This is a genomic window from Bacillus sp. sid0103 (assembly GCF_019219025.1).
Window position 1 is genome coordinate 55,504 of the sequence record NZ_JAHUWN010000029.1, and the last position, 23,460, is coordinate 78,963.

Sequence of the window (23,460 nt, forward strand, 5' to 3'; positions counted from 1 at the left end):
TTCTTTTGATTGAGCTTTTAATCTTTTGATTTTCCGATTTTCTGCTCGTTTGGTATGGCGGCTCGCCGCAAATGAAACAGGAACCTACGGAATGTAGGCGTTAGCCCTTACAGTCCGTGGTTATCGGTCCATTTAATGCCGAAGCGACACGTACGGAATGACAGAAAGGCGTCTTTTCCTTTCTGATTAGTCCGTAGTGCTGCCTTCCTAAATAAGTTATTTATGTACTTGTTCTAGATCTTTAAAGTTCTAATTTCTGAAGAAAATTCGCAGCCTTAAGGCTGCCAGGTTGTTAAGCATTGATCCGGCTTTAAAGCATCTAAAAATTCACCACGGCACATACCTCGAGAAGAACGGATGTTTTCCATAAGTGAATCAGGTATTTATCCAATTCGAATAAAAATACTGGAAAGTCTTTTAAGACTATCCAGTACATCCTATTTCTTTTGATACCTTGGAATTAAGTTAATAGAGAAGTATATTTTACTGATCTTCACCCCGATGCTTATTAAAAGACTGTTTGATCAGGTACATAACATCATCTATCTCCATGAACGTGGAAATACCTATCTCCACATCACCATTCCCCCATCTTCCTAAATTAGTAACATCTTTACATATTCCCTTTGGATCATGTATCTCATTAAAAGCCATATTTAGACTTAATCGTAATCTGCTCTTTTGTGGTACTACATCAACAAAATTTGTTGTTGTTTTATAAGCAATATAAAGTTTTTTAAATTCTTCCCTTACTGAACTATCAAGGTTGCAAATCCTTTTTCTAAGCTCCTCAAAAAGTTCTAACATATTCCCAGTTAAATCAGGAAAATCATTACTTGTATAAATTACATTCTCACTCTCATTAGCCCTTTTATTATATTTTGCTACCACATCTACAGGCAGCTCCGGATAACTCCAAACTAAAATTGCCTGTTCAGAAAGTCTCTTACCTCTATTGATAATTTCTTGTTCATTCCAAACTTCCAGCTGACTTAGCCATTTATTTAATCGTAACGGACTATCAGCAAAACCACCATCCATATCCCTTTTTGCTTTAAATGGTTTATCACTCAATTCGGAATTATATCTTGTCAACGTCAAATTCCCTAAAGTATGGAGATGAATCATCTGAACTTCTTCCCAATTTTCGCCGAGGTCTTTTCGCCACTCGGTAGATAAGTTTTTATTTTGAGGCATTATGTGTTCGATTGTATAGCTTTCTATATCAACAATTTCTTTCCGATTGTAGTTTTCTAACTTCCTCAATAAGTAGTTTCGGTTCCTAAAGTTATAAACATCTTTTACCGTAAGTTCTCTAACAAATTCCTCGTTGTTTGGAAACCGCTTATAAGAATCTTTTAAGCTCAAAACGACTTGGACACTTTCTAGATAATTTTCTTTGTTTATTTCTTTGCTAAATGTGGCAAATGTTTTATTTAGTGAGTTTGTTGGTACTCCACATATAGCTCTACGGAACACATAGGACTCAACCAATTTTAAAATGGCAGTAAACTCATTTTTAGTTATCTTTTGATTGGAATAATCATCATAGACTTCAAGAAGAAATGGGTATGATACATCTACCTTTAATGTATTAACATCTTCTAAAATTTGATTAATTTCCTTATCCTTATCAGTTTGAAACATTAAATTCACAAAGTATTTAGAACACTTATAAATGTCTTTCAATATCTCTTCAATTGAGACTTCTTTCTGTTGAAGAACATATTCCTTAAAGTCAGAATAAACATTTCTTATATTTGGAATACGCCCTGTCTTTACCGTTAAATAATCACGCATAAATTTATCAAATAAGGAAGGATCGTTTATATGACCAAATCCCTTTTCCATTGGATACCAATAATTTTTATATAGTATTTCTTGTTCCTTTGGTTCCAGTTTCATTAAAACAAAATTACGGATTAAATCAGCTTGGGACAAATCAAGACCTGTCGAATTTAAACTTTCAAAAATGAGTTGCGGATTATCATGGTCTCTATCGAGTGATATATCTACAACGATTAGTTTTGATATACCTCGATAAAGCAAATTGAGATCAATTCCACTTTTTTTAATACTGTCCAAAAAGAATTGGTAATTTTCATAGACTCTTTGAGAATATTCCTCTGGAACTTCTTTCTCATTGATTAGGCCGATAAGTGTTTCTTTTGTCAACAACGGTTTATTTTTCCCCATTTCCAACGGTTAAAAAATCCCCAATTTCAGCGTTCAACCTTGTATTGGTTGAACGCCAGCCCGTTGTTTTTCTCTTAACCTATATGATTGTCCTTTAATATTAAACGTTATTGAATGGTGCAATAAACGATCGAGAACGGCCGTAGCTAAAACATCATCTCCAAATATTTTCTCCCATTCAACATAGGATTTATTGGACGTAATGATTATAGATCCATGCTCATACCTTTTTGAAATGATTTGAAACAATAGATTAGCACTAAGCTCATCAAATGGAAAATAACCCATTTCGTCAATAATTAATACTTCAGGAACACACAATTTATTAACTAGGCGGGCAGTAGTTCCACGCTGCTCAGCCTTTTTACAAGATAAAATAAAATCATCACATCTGGTGTAATAGGCTGTATTTCCTTGTTCTATTGCTTCAATTGTTAGACCTATTGCTAGGTGAGTTTTCCCTACTCCTGGCGGACCCAGGAGTAAGATGTTTTCTCCATTTTGGATGAAACGACAAGTCATTACCTCTTTTACTCTACGTTCATTGACGCTTGTTTGAAATTCAAAATCAAAGTCCTCAATTTTTTTATAAAATGGTAGTTTAGATTTTTTAAGCCGTCTTTCAAGGTTTTGTCTCTCTTTACTTTCAATTTCTTGTAATAAAACGATGTTAAGAAAGTCAGAATATGATACATTATCTTTAGAGGCATCCTCTAAAATGCCTTCCATTCGATTTGAGGTTAAATGAAAACCTACACTTTTAAGACGTTCAGTTAGAAGGTCAGTGTTCATTCATATTCACCAACCTTTGACTGTTCTTCATACACCAAGAGGGAACGTTGTTCCACTTTTGGACCAGAGAGAGGATTGTGACCGGTCGCCAAACCTTTAGGTGTCACTTTCGTCTCTTCTTTTTTATTTTCTTTGTAATGTTTCAATTGAGCGATTGATTTGGTATTCCCATTGATCATTGGATGTGTCGCAATACAATCTAGTTCATAGTAAACTTCGATATGGTGTTCTAAAGTCTCTTTAATCTTCACTTCTGCTCCCTTATAACGGTAGGGGACAGAGTACAGTTTATTCTCGTAAGAGATATAACCCTGTTGGTCAACTCTAGTAGTTGTCCATCTACTCATTGGGAATAGAGGGCGTTGGTTCCAATTTAGTAATTTCTCTTGTTCCACTTCAAACCGTTCAAACGGTGATTCCTTGGTTGTTTGATTAGGCTTCTTATTAGCTATTTTGTCCAACCATTCTATTAGACTCTCATTCATCTTAACTAGGGATGGCTCCAACTTTCGATGCATAAAATTTTTCTTCACATATCCAACTGCACTTTCCACTTTACCTTTAGATTGAGGACGAGCTGGTTTACAAGCTTTTGGAACAATGCCATAGTAAGCTAAAAACTCCTCAAATTTTCTATTGAATCTAATTTCAGTCGGGCTATGCTTAATCACTACAGTCTTCATGTTGTCATAAAGAATTTGTGATGGAACACCATTAAAATACGAGAAAGCATTCATGTGACACTTCATCAGTTGTTCCATGTTCATTGTTGTTGTAATCTCCATGTATTTCATTCTTGAATATCCAAGGACGATGACGAATACATAAAGTTTCTGTTTCTTACCGTCAATCTCGTGTTCTCCTAATTCACCCCAATCCATTTGAGCTTGTTTACCTGGAGGAGTTTCAAAACGGATACTTGACTGCTTATTAGGTTTTTCACGAAAGGGACTAATAAACTCCCTTAGTATTGTCATTTGGCCATCATAGCCCATTCCCTGTATCTCTTCTAACAAAACTACACAATTTGTGGTTCCTTCTTTAAGTCTCTTTAACAAATACTCTTTATAGTTATCTAATTTGCTTCCTTTACTTTTTTTATCCCCCTTTCTTTTAGGAAGTTGATTCTGGTTTATGTACTTCCTAATGGTCTTTCTATCGAACCCAGTTTCTTCTGAAATTGCAGTTTGAGTCCATCCTTTCTGATGTAACTCTCTGATCATAAAAAATTCCCCATCCTTTAACATGTTGTCTCTCCACTCAAAAAAATTTTGATGTATCGAGACAATTATCCGTTATTTTTGGGGAATTTTTAACCGTTTATATTGGGGATTTTAACACCGTTTTTCACACTTTATCTACTTGTGTCAATAAGAGCTTATAATAAAGCTCGTCTTCCTCATCATTATTAACTAAATAGTAATTCATAATTTTCCGTCTTGTTATATCAAATGTTTGTCCACTGTCATTAATCGCTTTTCCTAAAGCAAGCAACAACAAGGTAAGAGTGGTCATACGTTGTTGCCCGTCAATGACAAGTAATTGCGGAACAGCAGAGATTTGATATAAGCCTTTTTCAATATAAACAATTGAACCGACAAAATGTCCTTTAATATTTTCATCATTGGATGCTCTTACAATATCGTTCCAAAGTTGTTTGCATTGCTCAATGGTCCAACTATATTTTCGTTGATAAATCGGGATAATAAATTGTTTCGTACCTTGGAGAAATTTTAAAAAATTCGTTTCAGATGCTTTCACTAATGTATCACCCTTCTATATCTAAAACTAACTACTAAGCCTATTGTAACAAACCTTTGGGATTATTTGGTGCTTATCTTCAAATGAATTAACCAAGTAAATCTTTTGCCTAGACAAAGGCAATGGCCCTGCCTTCTACCTATTACCGTTCAAAAATCGAATAGCTCCAGTTTATATTTTTTCCTTCAATAGTTTGTTATAATAAAGTGTTTTTAACATTATTGAGGGGGAACATTATTTTTATGTCAGTTGAAGTAGGCAGCAAGTTACAAGGTAAAGTAACAGGGATCACTAATTTTGGAGCATTCGTAGACTTACCGGATGGATCAACAGGACTTGTGCATATCAGTGAAGTCGCGGATAGCTATGTAAAAGATGTGAATGACCATCTCAAAGTAGGCGACCAGGTTGAAGTAAAAGTGATTAGTATGAAAGATGGAAAAACTTCCTTGTCCATCAAAAAAGCTATCGATAGACCCGAAGGACAAAACTCTTCTTATTCACAACGCCCACCACGCTCTGGAAGATCTGATAACCGTTCCAAAGACTTTCGTCCAAAGGGAAATTTCAAACCAAAGGAAAGTTTTGAAGATAAAATGGCTCGTTTTTTAAAGACGAGTGAAGAGAATTTATCTACCCTTAATCGAAACACTGGAGCAAAACAAGGCGGTAGAGGCGGAAGACGCGGATAACTTGTTGCGTTTTTTAATGCTTCATTATATAGATAAAGGCAAGCCTGTAATTGGCTTGCCTTCTTTAATGTAACTCAAACCAAATTAGCAAAAAGCGTTCAAAGGTATCAGGCGGTTACAGATGTAACATAAATAAGGTAAAAATTAGCGTATAATGTATATTATATGTTGAGTTATTACATGGGGCATCTCATTGAAGTATCACTAACATTCATCATTATTTATTACATTATTAAATACCGGATACACATTTTTTTGGTCGGATAAAGAAAACAACATCATTACAAACCTACAAAATTTCACGTCTGCCTTCTTGGAAAAATGCCATATTGCAAAGATGATTGCACGCTACATGATTTAAAATGATACAGAAAAATTGCTGATGGTGATGCGTCCATACCAAATCTACGCAGTAGAAGAGCTCGTTCAACGAGCATTCGAAACAAACAATAACGGCTATATCTGGCACACGACTGGATCTGGGAAAACTCTTACGTCGTTTAAGGCAAGTGAAATTCTTTCTAATGAAGAACACATTAAAAAGGTCTTTTTCTTGATAGACCGTCAAGATCTGGATAGTCAAACTTTACGAAAATAAAAATAACCGTAGTGTACCAACACAACGGTTATATATTCAATTACAATTCAAAGTGAGTGATTGGCAGTAATAAGGATTTATACCAAACAAGGATCATTATAATAAACAATTTCAGAAAGAATCTTGTCACCTTTAATATTTCTAAAAGCTTCCTTCGCCTCTTCTTCAGTATTAAATTCGTACATCTTTAAATTTTCATTTAAATAAAGAGTAATGACCCACACGACAAGTTCCTCCAACTTTATATATAATTTACGCTAACTTAGATATATACTCGTAATTTTTCTTTGTATATGCATATCCTTCCAAAATTACACGTGCTGTTCGTACTACCTTAATTGCGGTAATATTTCCAGCAATTAAATCAACCTTTGTTTCCATGATTCCAGCAGGATGTGCTAATCGGATAACTTCTTGTTTTACATTAATAGTATCGGATAAGATTGTATCATTTAAAAATGCACCTGCAGTTGTACAGATCGCACCTGTAATCGCAAGTGCTTGATGTGGTTTTTGCATAGACATCATTCTTATTATACAGTCCATATTTTCAGTTTTTCTCTCCACTCCTGTTACATCAATATAATCCATAGGAGGAGCAATAATCGTTAATTTAGGAACAGCAGGTGATTTTTTTGTTGCTTCTTCTTTCGTAGCAAATTGGCACATTTCGGCTGCAATCGATCTGATTTCTTCTAATTCAGTTAGTTTTTCTGGTGTAAATTCATGAGGAAGTTCAGTCCCTTTAAGGCCAACATCATGTGCATGAATAAAAACTAATGGATTAGCAACATCAATTATCGATACATTTATCGGACCTCTAGGTATTTGAATGACATCAATAGAGTTTCCGGTTGGAAATAGTTTTCCTGTTACTGCACCTTCCGCATTAGTGAATGATAGATAGATAGGAGAACCTGTTCCTGGAACACCTGGAATTGAACACATTCCATCTGTTTTTACTTGACCGTCCTCAACCTCTACCTCAGAAATGATTACTTTTTGAGTATTTGTATTAAAGATTCTAACAGTTGTAATTGGCTCAATTGCTGGTACTAGACCTTGTTCAATTGCATATGGACCTACCGCAGAAGAAATATTTCCGCAGTTTCCTTTGAAATCAACCAATTGATTTTCAATACTAACTTGTGCGAAGGTGTATTCTACGTCAATACCTTCAAAACCCGACTTTTTGATAATTGCTGCTTTACTCGTTAATGAATTGGCCCCACCAAGTCCGTCAATTTGTCTGCTATCTGGACTTCCCATTATATCCAACATAAATTCATCCCAAAGCGAACGATCTGATGGCATATCATCAAAATTAAAAAACACTCCTTTGCTAGTTCCTCCACGCATCACAACAACAGGCACTTTCATCTAAAAAACCCCTTTTCTTATTCACCTTTCAAAAAGTATCGGTGCTTTTAAAAATATAGTAAGTTATGTGATATCATAAGTAAAATAGATATTTTATTAGAAAAATACAAAAAAAAACTTATAATCAGTTGATTGGGGATGAACTTATGGATGAAAAAGACTGGAATGCGATTCGAATTTTATTTCAAGAGAAAAATATTAGCCGTGCATCAGAACGTTTATATATCTCCCAACCGGCATTAACTTACAGACTTAAAAATTTAGAAACGGTGTTTGGAACAAGATTATTTTTTAGAATAAAAGGAGGCATTGAGTTTACTTCAGAAGGCTTGCATTTAGTAGAGTATGCTGAAGAAATGATCAAAAAGCTGCAGTCAACAAAAGACAATATGATCAATATGCAAGATGAGGTAAGAGGAACGTTAAGAATTGGAGTTTCAAGTAACTTTGCACAATATAAGTTACCAAGGATATTAAAAAAGTTTTCAACTAAATTCCCAAATGTACAATTTAACATCAATACAGGTTGGAGTACTAATATTTTAAATCTTCTTAATACCGATACTGTGCAATTAGGCATACTACGTGGAGATTACGAATGGTATGGAAAAAAAGCATTATTACATAAAGAAAAGCTATGTTTAATTTCTAAAAAGGAAATAAATATGGCGAATTTACCTAAACTTCCATTAATTAATTACAAAACAGATAGTTCTCTAAAATCTTCTATCAATGGCTGGTGGCATGACCGATACTCAGAACCACCGTTTATTATGATGGAAACGGACCGACTAGAAACATGTAAAGAAATGGTCAAAAACGATCTGGGTATTGCGATCGTACCTCAAATTTGTCTAGAACCTTCAGATAACCTACAAATCTACGAACTATCCTATAAGGATAGTGAACCAGTTTATAGATATACATGGTTAATGTATAATCAGGATTCATTAAAGCTTTCTACTGTAAAAAGTTTCATAGATTTTTTAAATGAACATTCAAATTCTTTAACAAAAAATAGCTAATTTAGAGAGGAATGAGAAATATTCCTCTTTTTATTATATGGATTATAAGTTTTTTTTTAGAAATTAGATAAAAATTATATATTTTACTTATTTATACGAGTGTTATATTGTAAAACTAAGAAATATTTCTTGAAACAGTTTTCTCAATATTTGCAGTAATCAAATTTTAGTTAATTGTAAGCGATTTCTTTTATGGGAGGGGATTCATATTCTTACTTTTTTAGGAATTTCAATGGTTGTCTTATTTACTTATCTGATTATGGCAAAAAAATTATCTCCAGTTACAGCACTTGTCATTGTACCAATAGTTTTTGCAGTAATTGGTGGATTTGGCTTAGAGCTCGGTGGTATGATGCTAGATGGTTTAAAAGAGGTTGCTCCTTCAGCTGCCTTACTCCTGTTTGCGATTTTATTTTTCGGAATTTTAATTGATGCAGGCTTATTTGATCCATTAATCAATAACATGATGAAATTAGTGAAGGGTGATCCAGTTAAAATCGCGATCGGAACCGCAATTATTGCTATGACAGTAGCATTAGATGGCGATGGAACGACAACTCACATGATTACCATTTCTGCTATGTTAGCGCTTTATCTTCGAATTGGTATGAACCCTCTTATTCTCGCAACTATTTCTTTACTCTCTGTCAGTATCATGAGTGGGATGACGCCTTGGGGAGGACCAGCTACAAGAGCCGTTGCTTCTTTAGGCCTTGATTCGAATGAATTTTTCCTCCCACTATTACCTACAATGTTATCAGGAATGGGATGTATTCTTTTTGTCGCTTTTGTTCTTGGAAAAAAGGAAAGAGCAAGAATTGGTGTGATCAATGTTGAGGAAATTCCACAACAATCATTACAATTAAGTGAAGCAGCTGCCGCTTATGCCCTACAAGAGGATATTAAGCGCCCTAAATTAAGATGGGTAAACTTTATTTTAACAATAGCGATCATGGTAGTTTTGGTCATGGGGTTAATTTCAGCTCCAATCTTATTTCTAATTGGATTTGTACTCGCGGCCATGATTAACTATCCAAATTTTGAGCAGCAAAAAGAACGTATTTTGTCACACTCAGGAAATGCTTTAACAGTTGTTATTCTAGTGTTTGCTGCCGGTATCTTCTCAGGAATTTTTTCTGGAACAAAAATGGTAGATGCTATTTCACATGCATTAGTATCAATCATTCCAGAATCTGTAGGTTCCTTCTTCCCACTTGTCGTTGCCCTAACTAGCATGCCATTTACTTTCGTATTATCCAACGACGCTTATTACTTTGGAGTTTTACCAATTCTAGCGGAAGCAGGAGCGGCCTATGGGGTAAGTCCTTTAGAAATTGCAAGAGCATCTGTATTAGGGCAACCTGTACATTTTCTAAGCCCGCTTGTAGCATCCACTCTTTTATTAGTAGGGATGGTGAAAACAGATATCGGAGAATTTCAACGTTATGCGTTTAAATGGACTCTTCTTTGTTCTTTAGTCATTATTGCTGTTGCCTTTTTAACAAGTGCAATCAGCTAATACTTCATTTCATTGTTAGATCTCCAATAGATTCGATAATAAAAATAGAGCCTCCCAAATTAGTTACGAAACCGATTCGGGAAGGCTCTATTTTTTATCAATATATGAAACAAAAAAAGATATTTTCTAACGCTCTTTATCATCATTTACCCTAATTTTAGTAATTACTTTTACAATTGTTTTTGCAAGATTCATAACCGTATATAAGCGGGTGTCATTTAAAAATTGAGAAGTTGGTAAAGGATCTATATAATTCACAAACCCAACGAAATGGTAATCTCCTACTTCTGGGAGCATCTTTTCAAGGGCTTTCCCAGGAGTTAAAGGTCCTTCTTTAAACATCACATGACCAACTTGTTCTTTAGTACCGATGGAGGCATCGATACTAATAACTAACGGCTTTTTAAATTGTTTATTGATCTCCTTCAATATTCCTTTTAAGTTAAATGCATGTACAGGTTCTTCCAATGTTCCATATACACGAAAAGGAACTTGGTGTTCTTTTAGCATCGTTCCTACTAATGGACCTAATGAATCACCCACATATCGGTCCGAACCTATGCATAAAAAGACAATATCGTGAACCTCTGGTGATGATTGGTGAATTATTTCTCTTATATTAAATGCTAATAATTCACTATCTTTTTCTTCCGTTTTTTCATTTGATTTTACATAATATGAAATGGCTTCTTCATTCTTTTTTTCTTTTTCATAATAAAAAGGACACACGACCATCACCCTTAAATTTATTTCCCGGCACATAGCTGATAAAATCATTATACCCTAAAACCTATGCGGATAGATTAGTGTGAGATTTCTTTTTGACTTCTAGGTATTTTAAAAATCGAAAAAAAGGAGGAAGGGTAATACAGACAGTGACGACCCTGAGCACTTGAACCGCTACGACAAATGTAGCGTCACCATTCAAAACGAGAGCTGTTGTTGTCATCTCTGCAATTCCACCAGGTGCAAATGCTAAACCTGCAGTCAGAAATGTTATATTAGTAAAAATTGATACAACGTACGCACAGATAAACACAGTTACAATTAAGCCGATTGTCCCTAAAAATGAAATGAACAAAGTTCGGTTTAATCCGATAAACATATTTTTATTAAAACGCGAGCCAATGCTTGCCCCAATAAAAATTTGCGATATGATAATTAAACTATGGGGCCACCAAGCTACAAGATCAAATCCAATAAGTACAGATCCAGAGGATTTAACTGCCGCAACACTAATCATCCCTCCAATCAGCCATGGAGCTGGAAACTTCAAAAATTTCCCGATATGATAGCCAATCCACGCTATAAACACAAATAAAATGGTCAAAGCAAGTTGCGCTCCTTCAAATGTTGATGATGATTCTGTCGCCGCAACTGCATGGTGATAGACATGAACCTCAGTATGGCCGAACAAGAAAGAAATCATGAAAGGGATCGTAATGATAACTAAAAAGACACGCATTGCCTGAATGATACTTACAACACCAGTATTTGCGCCAACTTCTTCTGCAATAACAGGGATTGATGACAGTCCACCAGGTGCAGTAGCAAAAAAACTTGTTAACATATCCAATTTACTGAACTTCCATAAAAGAAGACCTGATAGTAAAGAAAAAAAGATTGATAAAAGAAGCATGATGATAATCGTTGACCAATTTTCTTTAAAAATGGATAGAACAGAGGTATTCACTTTCTGGCCTAATTCAATTCCTAAGATACATTGCCCAATGTATAACCAATATTTTGGTATTCCATTTTGAGTATGAGGTAAATGCAAAAAATTCGGACGAAGGATAGAAAGAGAAGCTGCCGTGAGGAGTGTCCCAATCATCCATCCAATCGGGAGATCTGTTAACGCGAGGAAAAATCCACCTATCCCACTTACTATTACAAACCAAACAAATTGAAAAAAATGTTTATGTTTTTCCATTCATGATCCTTCTTTCATTAAGATGAAGTGATTTTGTCATCTTTGCTTGTTGAACCAAATATAGTATAATTTCAGAAATAATTAAAATATTAAAATATTATTATTATCCATAAATTATATTAATGGTAGAAATGGTGGTTATAAGTAATGGATGAACGAGATTGGATGGTATTACAAACCCTCTATAAAGAAAAAAACATTACAAAGGCTGCTCAACATTTGTATATTTCTCAACCAGCTTTGACAAACCGCTTACAGCAATTAGAAAAGGAATTTGGGGTAAAAATTGTTAATCGAGGCCGACGTGGAGTTCAATTTACCCCACAAGGAGAGTATTTAGCGAAAAGTGCACATGAAATGCTTTTAAACATACAAAAAATCAAGGAAAATGTTCTTAATATGGAGGAAAAAGTAGCAGGAACATTAAGATTAGGTGTCTCTACCTTTTTTACTGATTACATACTTCCTAACCTATTAAAGCTATTCAAAGAACGTTATCCTACTATTGAATTCAAAGTAACGACTGGCTTTAGCAGTCACATCGCCCATTTAATTTACAATCAAGATGTCCATATTGGTATTGTTAAAGGAGATTTCAACTGGAAAGATCATAAACATTTATTATTTGAAGAGACCATTTGTATAGCTTCTAAAGAAAAAATAGATATACATAACCTCCCTAACTTGCCAAGAATCGATTATCATACTGACTCACTGTTGAAGAATTCCATCGATAATTGGTGGTCTGAACATTTCACCCAACCACCGCTTGTCAGTATAGAAGTCGATAAAGTGGATACTTGCAAAAAAATGGTTGTTAATGGATTAGGCTATGCAATCTTACCAAACATGATTTTAAATGATGTTAATAATGTTTATAAAACGGATATTACAACTATTGACGGCAACCCCATTGTCCGTAAGACATGGATGTTCTACCACAAAGATTCATTAGAATTAAACATTGTTAAGGCTTTTGTTGAGTTTATGGAAAATGAATTTAAAGGGTAGCAGTTAAACATTAAAGTACAGTCTTTACATTTAACAAAAGCATCTGCCTGAGGCATGGCAGATGCTTTTTATTGTGATTTATGAAATACTTATCTTTTCTCTAGAATAATTGGTAGCTGATGTACCAGCTAATTTTCCAAAAACGGCTCCTGACATTAATCCTGACCCACCTGGATAATTTTTGTAGAAGATGCCACCAACCATTTCACCAGCTGCGAATAACCCTGCTATAGGTCTGCCTTCTTGGTTTAAGACCTCTCCTTCTGGATTTACATGTAATCCGCCAAAAGCAAAGGTAATACCACAAGTAACTGGATATGCATAAAAAGGAGCTTGGTCGATTCGTAATGCCCAGTTTGTTTTTGGCGGATTAATTTCAACTGTTCCTTTGCCGTCCTTCACTGTTGGATTATAGTCTCCTTCTTGAACTACCGCATTAAATTCAGTTATCGTTTTTAAAAATTGTTCTTTATCAACTGACATCAATTCTGCTAATTCTTCAAGACTATCAGCTTTATAATAAGTGGCTTCTTCTAGATTATATTCCTTCCTAAGCATCGGACGTACTTGAGCATCAAAAAGTTGGAAAGCAGAATGACCAGGCTGTTTTAATACTTCGCGACCATATTTTGCATATGTGTAGTTCCGAAAATCTGCCCCTTCGTCTACAAATCTATTTCCCTCATTATTAATCAAAAGACCAAGAGGAAATGAAGATTTTTTAAATATATCACCAGGCTTGTTAAAGTCACCAAACTTAGGAGCATTATAATCTGTCCCAATCGAATGACAGCCATTCCACTCACCATATTTTTGCGCACCGACTGCTAAAGCCATAGTTATTCCGTCTCCAGTATTATATTCAGTCCCTCTCACAATCGCGGATTCCCATTCTTCTCCTAGATGTTCACTTCTCATTTTTTTGTTCGCTTCAAAACTACCACAAGCTAAAATTACACTAGACGTATTGATTGTAGTCAATTTCTCGTTTTGTTCTATTTTAATACCAGTAATATTTTCATTATCAGTTACTAACTCGATTGCCCGTGAATCATACCAGATATCAATCCCGATTTTTTCTGCTCTATCAAAGAGCCTTTTTATTAAACCAACGCCCTTATCTTCAGTTTTTATTGGAAGTCCGCCCCAAAAATGACGTCTACCATCTTGTTCGAAGGATTGATTTTCGTAATTTAATTCAAATTTAATTCCATGATTATTCATCCATGAAAGTGTTTCATAAGATTTTGCAATAAGCTGATTTGCTAGTACAGGATCACTATTTCCCTCTGTTACTCGCATTAGATCATTATAAAAGTCAGATTGAGTGTATTCAGGCATTACAATCTTTTCTGCTTCTTCATCCGTTATATCAGGTATTATTCTCCTAATGTTTTCTAAATTATTGTAAGCAACACGTATCGCTCCATCTGTAAAAAATGAATTTCCTCCGCGCTTTTCTACGGGACCGCGCTCTAAAACAATTACTTCAGCACCATTTTCCTTTGCCGCAATCGCTGCACACAAAGCTGCATTCCCTGCCCCAACTACAACTACATCATAATTTCGTTTATCCACGTTTACCCCTCCTATTAGTCATGTGTTTCCTTAACTTAATAGTATGGTATAAACAGAGATTAATAAAATATCGTTATTTGATTGTATTCCATAAATAATATTTATGTCTTGCCTTTGAAGAAGGGGAAAAAGAAGAAATAAACGTTACGGAATACACGTAAGGTTATCTTGATTAAAGTAGTTACAGAGACTTAAAATCTCTTCTAAAGGTGTAACATAGATATCCAATTTTCTTTAAAGATGTTATGCCGTTATCTAGCCTGTTTGTTGAAGAATATACAAAGATACTTAACCAATTACTCTTCATAAAGATAGCTTTATTTCATTTAAATAAATTTTGTTTGAAAATGAATTACACTCTTCATAGAACAGATAAGTAGCCTTTTTTCCTGATGAGTAAAGGCAATTTTTGTAGAGTTCCTTCTATTATAGAATGATACTTTTCAATTCTATTTCGTACTCCTTAACTAACTTATAAAATGTTGTCTTTTTAACCCCTATTTCTTGCATCGCTTTCACAGCTGTAATCTCTCCCGTTTTCCATCGATGATAAGCTCGTTTAAACTCTTCTGTAATGATAGATTTCGGTCTGCCAAAAGCTACGCCATTTTTCTTTGCAACATTAATGCCTTCACGCTGCCGTTTTCGAATTCGATTGCGTTCGTCTTCTGCCATCCAAGATAGAATTTGTAAAACTAGATCGGCAATGAAGGTACCTAGACTGTCTTTAAATTGAGTGGTATCCAATAAAGGCATATCCAATACCACAATATCAGCTTGGATATTTTTCGTAATGTCATTCCATTCTTGTAAAATTTCCTCTTTATTCCGACCAAAACGATCAAGCGAATGAATATAGAGTACATCCCCTTTCCGTAAGATACGCTTGAGTAATTGATATTGAACTCTCTTGAAATCTTTTCCACTTTGTTTGTCCATGAAGATGTCACGTTCATCTATCCCTTTTTCCTTCATTGCTTCAAGTTGTCGTAATTCATTTTGATCTTTGCTGCTGACTCGTATGTATCCAAACTTTCGAACGTCCACTTTAGTCTCCCTCATTTTGATTGCTCTTTTCTCTTATTCTACTATAATACGTTCGTAAAAGTATAATAGAACTAGTGAACGTCCGTAAATTATTTTTTAACTTTTATGGACGTTAAAAATGGACGTTTTTGAACAAAAAATACCCGTTCGTAAAAGTGTACTATTTCGAACGTATTTAAAGTGAAAAAAACTTAAAAATTATCTTTCCCATATAAACTTTTAGATGTTATCAGCACGGAAAAATTTGAACGTGACATCATTGGTGAACGAAAGATGGCTAACCTGAAGGCAACCAGAGCTGATGTGATAAATGTGGAAGACCAAATGTTAATCGGAAAAATTAAGTTAGGCAATTGCTGCTATCATTCTTAAAGAATGACTTTTAAGAAAAGTGAAGAACCTAACGGGGTTTCGCCTGCTACAATATATAGGGAATTGAATAAAGTAGGAAAACCTTTCTCAAGGCTTCCCTACTTTATTCATAATTAGTAAATGAAGCTTTTTGGAATCTACGCCTTTAATGTTAATTGATTTTTTCGATATAGCTCTTCGACAAACGCACGTGCTTTTTCGAAGGCCTCCTCCGGACCATTGGCGACTTCTGCAAGATAGGCCTCATCTGGTAATTGATCGTCTATACCAGGTATCTTAATACGGTCCCCATAGCTGTTAATCGCACCATGCTCACGCATATGGTTGATACAATTGAAAAGGGGCTGCCAATACTCAGCATGGACAAAAATGGCCTTGGTTCGATGTCTTCGAAGGTGATTGGTTTGAATTTTTGATAGGGTTTCGTAAACTTCCCATGCCGTACCAAATCCTCCAGGCCAGAACAGGATGACATGGGAATAATTAATGAGAACACCCTCCCTGATTGAGAAATTATTCATTCTCAGCCGCTGATTCGAGGTGACAGAGTATGTATCCTTTAAATTGAAAAAGTTGTCAATACCAAATTGACAGTCGATCCCAATGACATGGGCATCCTGGTTTCTTGCTCCTTGGGCTGCTGCCTGCATGATTCCAGGACCTCCGCCTGTACAAAGTGGTACATAACATCCGCCTAGTGCCTTTTCCTGTTGATTTGCAGAATAATGTCCCCATAACTCCCCGAACTTAAAAGCAGAATCCCAATACTTTGTACTTTTTTCGATGATTCTTTTATGTCGGTCCATCCTGAGCTTTGTCATGTCCAATTTGTGCTGAAGCAGCTTCCTGCAGAATGGGTCCTCTTGATTCTCCAGCTGATCCTTAATTTTCTTTTCATGGGTACTTAGGGTATCTAACTTTTCCTCTGCGATTTTTTTGCACGATATAGTTCCGGAACCCATCAGTGTAATAACTCCATACTTTGCTTCATAACTAAATAAAAGCTCTGCTGCATAGATGTCAGCCACGCTTTCTTCCGTAACGAGAGCCCTGTCATTCGGTACAAAACAGACTTTGGTTCCGACCACATGAAAGGAAGCCATGCAAGTTTCATTTGAATAATTCTTCAAAATCATAATAAAGCCGTCTTCGTCTACATTATAGGTATCCACATCACCATTTTCATTGATATTACTGATGGAAAGACTATAGTTATTTGTTTTTGATGGTAACCTCGGATCAAATGTAATTGGCTCCTCAAACGTAATCTTTGCCACATTCTCATCCGTCTTCTCAATCCACCAACCCGTACCTGATCCCTTCCATTGGTTTGTAGCAGGCTCATAAAAGATCGTGCCATACAATTCAATTTCATTCATCTAGGAACAACCTCCCTTACTCGATTCATTTCTTTTACGAATTACGCGCTTGCATGTCATATTGGATTTGTCCAGTATTTTCCTTTTGTTAGTTTGACTAAGCTTTTCATTATTATTCAGTATTGGGTACAAATTGAAAGTATAGAATATGTGAGACCTGGAGATCAAGTGATGGTGACAAATATAATAGTCGAAAAACGAATGGATTAAGTGTGAAAGACATTGTGAAGCTCAATGATGTGCCTAAAGCAACTTTATATGGGGTCATGACGTCAAAACGCAGATTTTATACGTTAATACAAATATTGTAAATAATGTGTGTTTGGTCTATGAATCTATACCAAAAACAGTTATCAGAGTATGATTTCGGTTATTTGTTTTTGGTTTTACTTTCGGTGATAGAAAAACAGATCAAAAAATAGCAATGAAAAATCTACTTTTAAATTAACCAAAAACGACCGTTTTTTGTAAGAGGTTTAATAAAAAAGCTATTGAACGTGTTAGTGATTTGAAACTTAATTATTTGGATGAAATTAAAGAACTTTCACGTAAGGGGGGCAGAAGCAAAGTAGGAGTTTTGGTTGGACTGGGGATATATTTGATATACAGCTACACATTTGATGCATTAATAAAATTTTTATAAAGGAAATGGTTAATTATCAAGACCTAAATTGTAAAAAGTCATAAAAAATAAAGGGTTATACATAAATACGAATAATATGTATCACCCTTTTCCTACTTGTTCCACAAACGCGCCCTTATATGTAGTATGATTTTCCACCGTATTCAACGTAAGTAAAGAAACGAAAATTGCTAAATTTGTATCTGTGTAGAAGCATTATATATAGTAAGTTATTATAGTTTTCAACGTAAACAACGATAGGACTTTACTTGGAGAGGTGGGTATGATAGGCTCGTCTGCCTGATGAAATCTTAGCTTCAGCCTTTCAAGACAAATCGTACCCACAGAGGCTCCAAGTCAAGTCCTTAAACACCTATTCTATGGATACATATAAACAATGATAAAGGGTGCACCATATCAATGTTTTGAAACGGATACTATATATAAGGGCCAGATTCTGGAATAACTAAAAATTTCTTGATACAGAAATGACCCCCATTGTGGAAGATCATTATTCTAATCTAATTGGCATCCATTAGCTGGAGTGAACCATTAATTAAAATACCAAAATTATTTTATCTCCCTCGGAGCAGGTTAATTGTTTAGGACGACTCATCTTATATAAGCAATTCTATAAAAATGTTAAAAATCTATTATTCCAAAGATTCTCATGATGCTCAATGATTGTTTTAGCTCCTAGAAGTTCACTGTTAAGGGTAGTAGTTAAACCTTTTTTCATAAATAATTTATATCCTAATCCATGAGCCATTCTGATAGTTGTATCAACACAATATTCAGTTTGTGCGCCACAAATTTCAAGTTTATTAATATTTAATTTCCTTAGTTGTTCATTCAAATCAGTCTTGTAAAATGAGTTTGCATGTGTTTTGTTGATATAGATATCTGTATCTCTAGCATCTAGTTCAGGAAATAGTTTCCATTCTGGAGAACTAAGAACCAGATCACTATCATTATGTTGAACAAAAATTATAGGATTGTTTTCTTCTCTAAATAAACGTATTCTTTGATTAACCCCATTTAATACATTCTCTAAGTTATAAAGTGGAACATTTTCAGGCTGAACACCAATTTGCAAGTCAATAATTATTAATGCTTTATTTTCCATAATTATTCTCCTCATACCTTTTTTAATAATTTATCTACTTAACGATATCATAAAATTTTTCTTATGTTCGACTTATCTTTTCAAGTGAAAAAAGATGCACCGAAAATTCTTTAAGGGTGTTGTTTTTGATAATTTAAATTTGAGCCACTTTTATATATTTTGATCACATTAAAAATGAGCCACATGATTTCCAATTCTATTAACCTCTCTTATGATAGGAAGTGACCAAACTAACTTCATATGAGAGGACGAAAAGGATGATCGAAATGGCTCAATTTCATAATATCAAATTTTTAAAAGAGGTTGAAGGTTTATCTCAAAGGCAAATTGCGACAAAACTTGGGATTTCAAGAAACACTGTAAGTAAATATCTTAAAGAAGATACAGCTCCAACAACAGTCCATCGAAAAAAAGTATATGGGACTAAAGAGTATTCACCAGAGACGAAACGAGTTATTCCCATTATTGATCAATGGCTAGAAGATGACATGAAAAGCTGGAAAAAACAAAAGCACACAGCTATCAAAATTTTTAATAGGTTACAAGATGAATATGATTTTAAAGGCTCTGCCTCCAACATTCGTAAAATAGTAGCCAAACGCAGGCAACAAATTCAGGAAGTATATATACCACTTGATTTTCAACTCGGCCACCAATTCCAATTCGACTGGGGAGAGGCGGATATCATTCTACAGGGTCGAACACAACGCATTAACCTCTTCTGCGTTCAACTTTCCGCAAGTCGTATGCGGTTTGTGCGAGCATATCTTCATGCAAAACAAGAAGCATTCCTGGATGGCTTCGTTCATGCGTTTGAGTTCTTAGGAGGAGTTCCAACAGAAGGTCTACTTGATAATCTAAAAACTGCGGTACTAAAAATCCTACAAGGCAGAGATCGTCTAGAACAAGAGGCCTTTATAGGACTCCAGGATCATTATGTGTTTAAAGCTGAATTTTGTAATCCAGCAAGTGGCAACGAAAAAGGTCGTGTCGAAGGCACAGTTGGATATGTAAGACGGAATGCTTTGGTGCCTCGCCCTGAGGTTCAATCTATGAATGAACTAAACGAATATCTACAAGAGTGGTGTTTAAAGGAAGCTGGAAGGACTCACGTCCCTAATAAATCAGAGACTGTCCTTGAAATGTGGGAGAAAGAAAAAGAGTATCTTCATCCTCTTCCTACAATCAGGTTTGAAGCTTGTAAGCTTCTATCGTGCAAAGTTAATAAAACTTCCCTTATTACAGTGGAAACAAATCGTTATTCTGTACCCTGCAGCTATGCTGGTCAAGCTGTATGGGCAAAAATTTTTGTCGATCGTGTAATCGTTGTGGCTCAAAACCATGTGATCGCAGAACATATTCGTTCTTATGAACGTAATCAGATGATTACAGTTCTTGATCATTACCTGGAAGTATTACTAAAAAAACCTCGGGCAATCCGGGATGCTCACGCATTCCAATCCACTGAAATCCCTGATGTATTCAAGAGATTCCATTTGAAAATGCGCGAGCAGGAAGGATCTGTAGGTGATAGGAAGTTCATTCGACTTCTCCTCCTCCATCGTAATATTGGTATGGATAATTTAACGAAAGCCTTATTGGAAGCAGAGACAACGCAAGTTTTCCGATATGAGAAAGTCCATGAAATCATACAAAGGCTTACAAACCAGCACATACCAATCAGTACTCTTCCTACGGATAAAACACCAGTCAATCTTCTAGATTACAAAGTGAATAAATCCAATATAGAACAGTACGGTCAATTAACAGGAGGCACTAGGAAATGACAACTGAATTACTTTTAGACCACCTTACTAAACAACTACGGATTCCGACTATCGCTGCACAATACCGTTCTCTCGCAAGAGAGGCTGAGGATCGTAACTTGAGTTATGAGGAATTTCTATTGGCTTTATTAGAAGCAGAATCAGAGGCTAGAGAAGAAAACCAAAGACAAAGAAGGCTTAAACAAGCTGCTTTTCCAGTCCAGAAAACACTAGATAGCTATGATTTTAGTTTGATGCCAAGTCTAAACCGAAATCGATTTCTGACTCTATCAAAGGGAGATTTTGTGGAGAAGAAGGAGAACATAATATTTTTAGGAAACAGTGGGACGGGAAAATCGCATCTGGCAATGGGGCTCGGCCTTGAAATGATTAAAAATGGCTATAAGGTTAAGTTTATCTCGGCTGCAGAATTAGTAGAAGAATTACTTTTGGCAAATGAAGAACACAAGCTAGGTGCATTGGAGAAGAGATGGCTCAAATTTGATCTGATCATCATAGACGAACTCGGCTACGTGCCATTCACGAAAATTGGTTCTGAGCTCTTGTTCCAATTCTTTGCCGGCCGCTACGAACGAGCTAGCGTCATGATAACTACGAATTTAGAATTTACGGAATGGACCTCTATATTTGGAGATGAAAAAATGACCGCAGCCCTACTAGACCGACTAACCCATAGGGCCCATATCCTCCTCCTAAATGGAGAATCGTATCGATTTAGACAAAGTATGAAACAAAGGGATGATAGCGACCAGTAGTCTGGGCGCGCGAGGAGTTTAAGGTATCTTGCCTCGAGGGGCAAGATACCCTAAACTCCCAATCCCCCTCCAAATATGGAAATAACTCAGAATGAAGTGGCTCACTTTTGAAGTGATCACTCTGGCTCAAATTAATATTGACAAATACAGGTGTGATGATTTGGATGGTACCACTCGTTTATTAACTGAAGATGATTTAGTAAAAGTTTCGAGTAAGAGCTTACCAGTTAGTTCAACAAGAAAAAAATGACCGCTGCAGCGATCATCATCCTGAACAAAAGCACCCGTTAACGCAATAAGGATTATATTTCTTCTTGATATATTTCTGATTTTAACGGTTTCAAATTTATTGGTATTTTAAACTCCTGAAGACTTTCAATATGATTAAAAAAATTATCTATATTATCATAATCCATTGACCATTCTTCTACCTTTAACTTTTTTAATTCATTTGTAGGTTTAAATAAAAATTCACAGTGTAACTGTTCCATATGAGAATAATCATCTTCTTCATAAACAGTAAACTGACGTATAAAATCAAAATGAAATAGTTTTTCTCCAGTAAACTTATAGACACCACATTGAAATAAAATTTCTTTTTCTTGTTCTCCCTCAACCTCCTCTGTAGAAAAAGCTTTAAATGCTTCCCAAACATTTTTTATATCATTGGTATCATCACCAATCTTATGTTTAAGATAACTTTCAGCATTCTTAACTGTAAGCATTACATCACCTCAGATTTACAATTTCACCAATCCCTATCCATTATTCAGGTTGATAGCAAAAGAACGATGGTCTTATTAAACAATCGCACCCGTTAGTTTAAGTATATTTCTTCACAAACTCTATTCTAAACAGCACTTGCAGTATACTAAAACCAGTGCTATGAGTGGTGCTGTTTTTATGAGATTTGTACTTTTTGTAGTGCTGTTTTATATGGCAATTTTAGTTTTTGTACTCCAAAACGGAATTACTTGTTTAGTAACGGGGTCTGTTTTCTTAGAAACTAAGTTTATAGCGTAAAGCTACTTTTCCGTCTCTTATTACATGAGATAACTCAGTGTAGAATTCTATATCCTCAACTATTGCCTCACCCTCATCGTATCCATGTTCAATGCGAAATCGGTTATATATGTATGTTATACATCGACTATGGGATGGGAAAACACATATCTCATTCCCCATCTTATCTAACAAAATTGTCATAGTTTGATTAGGACAACGAAAACTATTAACCATATGGTCTGAATTCTCTTTGTGAGTAACCCATTCTAAATTACTTTTTTTTGGATTTAATCGGTCAGAATCTATATGGTTAACAATAGATTTATTATCAGGATTAGGTATAAATGCTATTGCGACCAGTCGATGAACTAATAGCTGTTTAGGTTTATAATTAACTCTTAAGGCAACATACTTATACCCATTAGTGTTAATATGATGTGTCATTAGTTTACCATTAGTTATATTTAATACATCGCCATCAGTATTTATCATGTAATTCGGACAACCTTCAACTTCTTTCCATACACCAACAGATGTAATTTCTTTTATTTTATAAAAAGTTTGTATATCCATATGTCACATCCTTAGGGAAATTTTCCCTCAACAATAAGAAGGAGGGTAAATCTGCGAGAAGACAAGATTGAACAGATTTAATCTCTTTAACTGTATCAAAAGGTGATTTTCTATTCAGATATAATTTTATTCAATAAATACCCTCCGGTCTTTAACCTTTTTATAACAGTATATTACAATTCCTTCTTCATACAGATAGGTAAGGGTTTGAAGTTATCGCTCCCTTTTCCCCCCGTTCACACCGTACATGAGACTTTCACCTCATACGGCGTTCCAACTAATCCAATTCAAATTAATCATCAACACTTC

General features: G+C 35.1%; 20 protein-coding genes and 1 pseudogene. 7 read left to right on the forward strand and 14 right to left on the reverse strand.

Features of this window, described 5'->3' with window-relative positions:
• Positions 1-483: 483 nt before the first annotated feature.
• From KW850_RS25730 to KW850_RS25745, 4 genes are all read right to left on the reverse strand, one after another.
• Positions 484-2,196, reverse strand: a complete 1,713-nt coding sequence (locus KW850_RS25730) for a DUF262 and DUF1524 domain-containing protein (RefSeq protein ID WP_218350626.1) — start codon at positions 2,194-2,196, stop codon at positions 484-486.
• A gap of 33 nt (positions 2,197-2,229) precedes the next feature.
• Positions 2,230-2,988: an IS21-like element helper ATPase IstB gene (gene istB, locus KW850_RS25735; protein ID WP_218350611.1), complete on the reverse strand. Its 759-nt coding sequence runs from the start codon at positions 2,986-2,988 to the stop codon at positions 2,230-2,232.
• Positions 2,985-4,235: an IS21 family transposase gene (istA, locus tag KW850_RS25740; protein ID WP_218350612.1), complete on the reverse strand. Its 1,251-nt coding sequence runs from the start codon at positions 4,233-4,235 to the stop codon at positions 2,985-2,987. The genes istB (KW850_RS25735) and istA (KW850_RS25740) overlap by 4 nt, the downstream gene beginning before the upstream one ends.
• Before the next feature lie 100 nt (positions 4,236-4,335).
• Complete coding sequence (locus KW850_RS25745; RefSeq protein ID WP_308128851.1) at positions 4,336-4,749, reverse strand: DUF262 domain-containing protein; 414 nt, start codon at positions 4,747-4,749, stop codon at positions 4,336-4,338.
• Positions 4,750-4,991: 242 nt separating this feature from the next.
• Here KW850_RS25745 and KW850_RS25750 point away from each other — a divergent pair, with 242 nt between their 5' ends.
• Positions 4,992-5,441, forward strand: coding sequence for a S1 domain-containing RNA-binding protein (locus KW850_RS25750; RefSeq protein WP_218350613.1), 450 nt, complete (start codon positions 4,992-4,994; stop codon positions 5,439-5,441).
• A gap of 244 nt (positions 5,442-5,685) precedes the next feature.
• A pseudogene (locus tag KW850_RS25755) lies at positions 5,686-6,027 on the forward strand (DEAD/DEAH box helicase family protein); the annotation flags it as partial.
• 89 nt (positions 6,028-6,116) lie between these two features.
• On the opposite strand, the gene KW850_RS25760 reads toward KW850_RS25755, so the two are convergent.
• Positions 6,117-6,263 carry a hypothetical protein gene (locus KW850_RS25760; RefSeq protein WP_168244391.1) on the reverse strand — a complete coding sequence of 49 codons (147 nt, stop codon included), beginning with the start codon at positions 6,261-6,263 and terminating at the stop codon, positions 6,117-6,119.
• Positions 6,264-6,291: 28 nt separating this feature from the next.
• Positions 6,292-7,419 carry a 2-methylaconitate cis-trans isomerase PrpF family protein gene (locus KW850_RS25765; RefSeq protein ID WP_218350614.1) on the reverse strand — a complete coding sequence of 376 codons (1,128 nt, stop codon included), beginning with the start codon at positions 7,417-7,419 and terminating at the stop codon, positions 6,292-6,294.
• 146 nt (positions 7,420-7,565) lie between these two features.
• Between KW850_RS25765 and KW850_RS25770 the strand changes: the two genes are divergently transcribed.
• The gene (locus KW850_RS25770) at positions 7,566-8,444 is read left to right on the forward strand and encodes a LysR family transcriptional regulator (RefSeq protein ID WP_218350615.1); all 879 of its coding nucleotides are present in this window, start codon (positions 7,566-7,568) and stop codon (positions 8,442-8,444) included.
• Positions 8,445-8,652: 208 nt separating this feature from the next.
• Positions 8,653-9,963, forward strand: a complete 1,311-nt coding sequence (locus tag KW850_RS25775; protein ID WP_218350627.1) for a CitMHS family transporter — start codon at positions 8,653-8,655, stop codon at positions 9,961-9,963.
• Positions 9,964-10,089: 126 nt separating this feature from the next.
• Here KW850_RS25775 and yyaC read toward each other — a convergent pair whose 3' ends face one another.
• The gene (gene yyaC / locus KW850_RS25780; protein WP_308128852.1) at positions 10,090-10,692 is read right to left on the reverse strand and encodes a spore protease YyaC; all 603 of its coding nucleotides are present in this window, start codon (positions 10,690-10,692) and stop codon (positions 10,090-10,092) included.
• Between the two features lie 61 nt (positions 10,693-10,753).
• A complete protein-coding gene (locus tag KW850_RS25785) occupies positions 10,754-11,896 on the reverse strand; it encodes an AbrB family transcriptional regulator (protein ID WP_218350616.1) in 1,143 nt (380 codons plus the stop codon).
• A gap of 147 nt (positions 11,897-12,043) precedes the next feature.
• Between KW850_RS25785 and KW850_RS25790 the strand changes: the two genes are divergently transcribed.
• Positions 12,044-12,907: a LysR family transcriptional regulator gene (locus KW850_RS25790; protein ID WP_218350617.1), complete on the forward strand. Its 864-nt coding sequence runs from the start codon at positions 12,044-12,046 to the stop codon at positions 12,905-12,907.
• Positions 12,908-12,985: 78 nt separating this feature from the next.
• On the opposite strand, the gene tcuA is transcribed toward KW850_RS25790, so the two are convergent.
• The 4 genes from tcuA to KW850_RS25810 form a co-directional block, all read right to left on the reverse strand.
• Entirely contained in the window at positions 12,986-14,500 is a 1,515-nt protein-coding gene (gene tcuA, locus KW850_RS25795; RefSeq protein ID WP_218350629.1) for an FAD-dependent tricarballylate dehydrogenase TcuA, read from the reverse strand.
• A 411-nt stretch (positions 14,501-14,911) separates the two neighbouring features.
• Positions 14,912-15,532, reverse strand: a complete 621-nt coding sequence (locus KW850_RS25800; protein ID WP_218350618.1) for a recombinase family protein — start codon at positions 15,530-15,532, stop codon at positions 14,912-14,914.
• A 509-nt stretch (positions 15,533-16,041) separates the two neighbouring features.
• On the reverse strand, positions 16,042-17,283 hold the full coding sequence (locus tag KW850_RS25805; RefSeq protein ID WP_218350619.1) for an LOG family protein: 1,242 nt from the start codon (positions 17,281-17,283) through the stop codon (positions 16,042-16,044).
• Positions 17,284-18,536: 1,253 nt separating this feature from the next.
• Positions 18,537-19,031: a cysteine hydrolase family protein gene (locus KW850_RS25810; protein ID WP_218350620.1), complete on the reverse strand. Its 495-nt coding sequence runs from the start codon at positions 19,029-19,031 to the stop codon at positions 18,537-18,539.
• Positions 19,032-19,288: 257 nt separating this feature from the next.
• Between KW850_RS25810 and istA (KW850_RS25815) the strand changes: the two genes are divergently transcribed.
• Complete coding sequence (istA, locus tag KW850_RS25815) at positions 19,289-20,818, forward strand: IS21 family transposase (protein ID WP_218350621.1); 1,530 nt, start codon at positions 19,289-19,291, stop codon at positions 20,816-20,818.
• Positions 20,815-21,573: an IS21-like element helper ATPase IstB gene (gene istB, locus KW850_RS25820; RefSeq protein ID WP_098934696.1), complete on the forward strand. Its 759-nt coding sequence runs from the start codon at positions 20,815-20,817 to the stop codon at positions 21,571-21,573. The genes istA (KW850_RS25815) and istB (KW850_RS25820) overlap by 4 nt, the downstream gene beginning before the upstream one ends.
• A 302-nt stretch (positions 21,574-21,875) precedes the next feature.
• On the opposite strand, the gene KW850_RS25825 is transcribed toward istB (KW850_RS25820), so the two are convergent.
• Together KW850_RS25825 and KW850_RS25830 are read right to left on the reverse strand one after the other, a co-directional pair.
• On the reverse strand, positions 21,876-22,298 hold the full coding sequence (locus KW850_RS25825; RefSeq protein ID WP_218350622.1) for a hypothetical protein: 423 nt from the start codon (positions 22,296-22,298) through the stop codon (positions 21,876-21,878).
• Positions 22,299-22,572: 274 nt separating this feature from the next.
• Positions 22,573-23,151 (reverse strand): HNH endonuclease, encoded by a 579-nt coding sequence (locus tag KW850_RS25830; RefSeq protein WP_256358455.1) that lies wholly within the window; start codon positions 23,149-23,151, stop codon positions 22,573-22,575.
• Positions 23,152-23,460 lie beyond the last annotated feature (309 nt).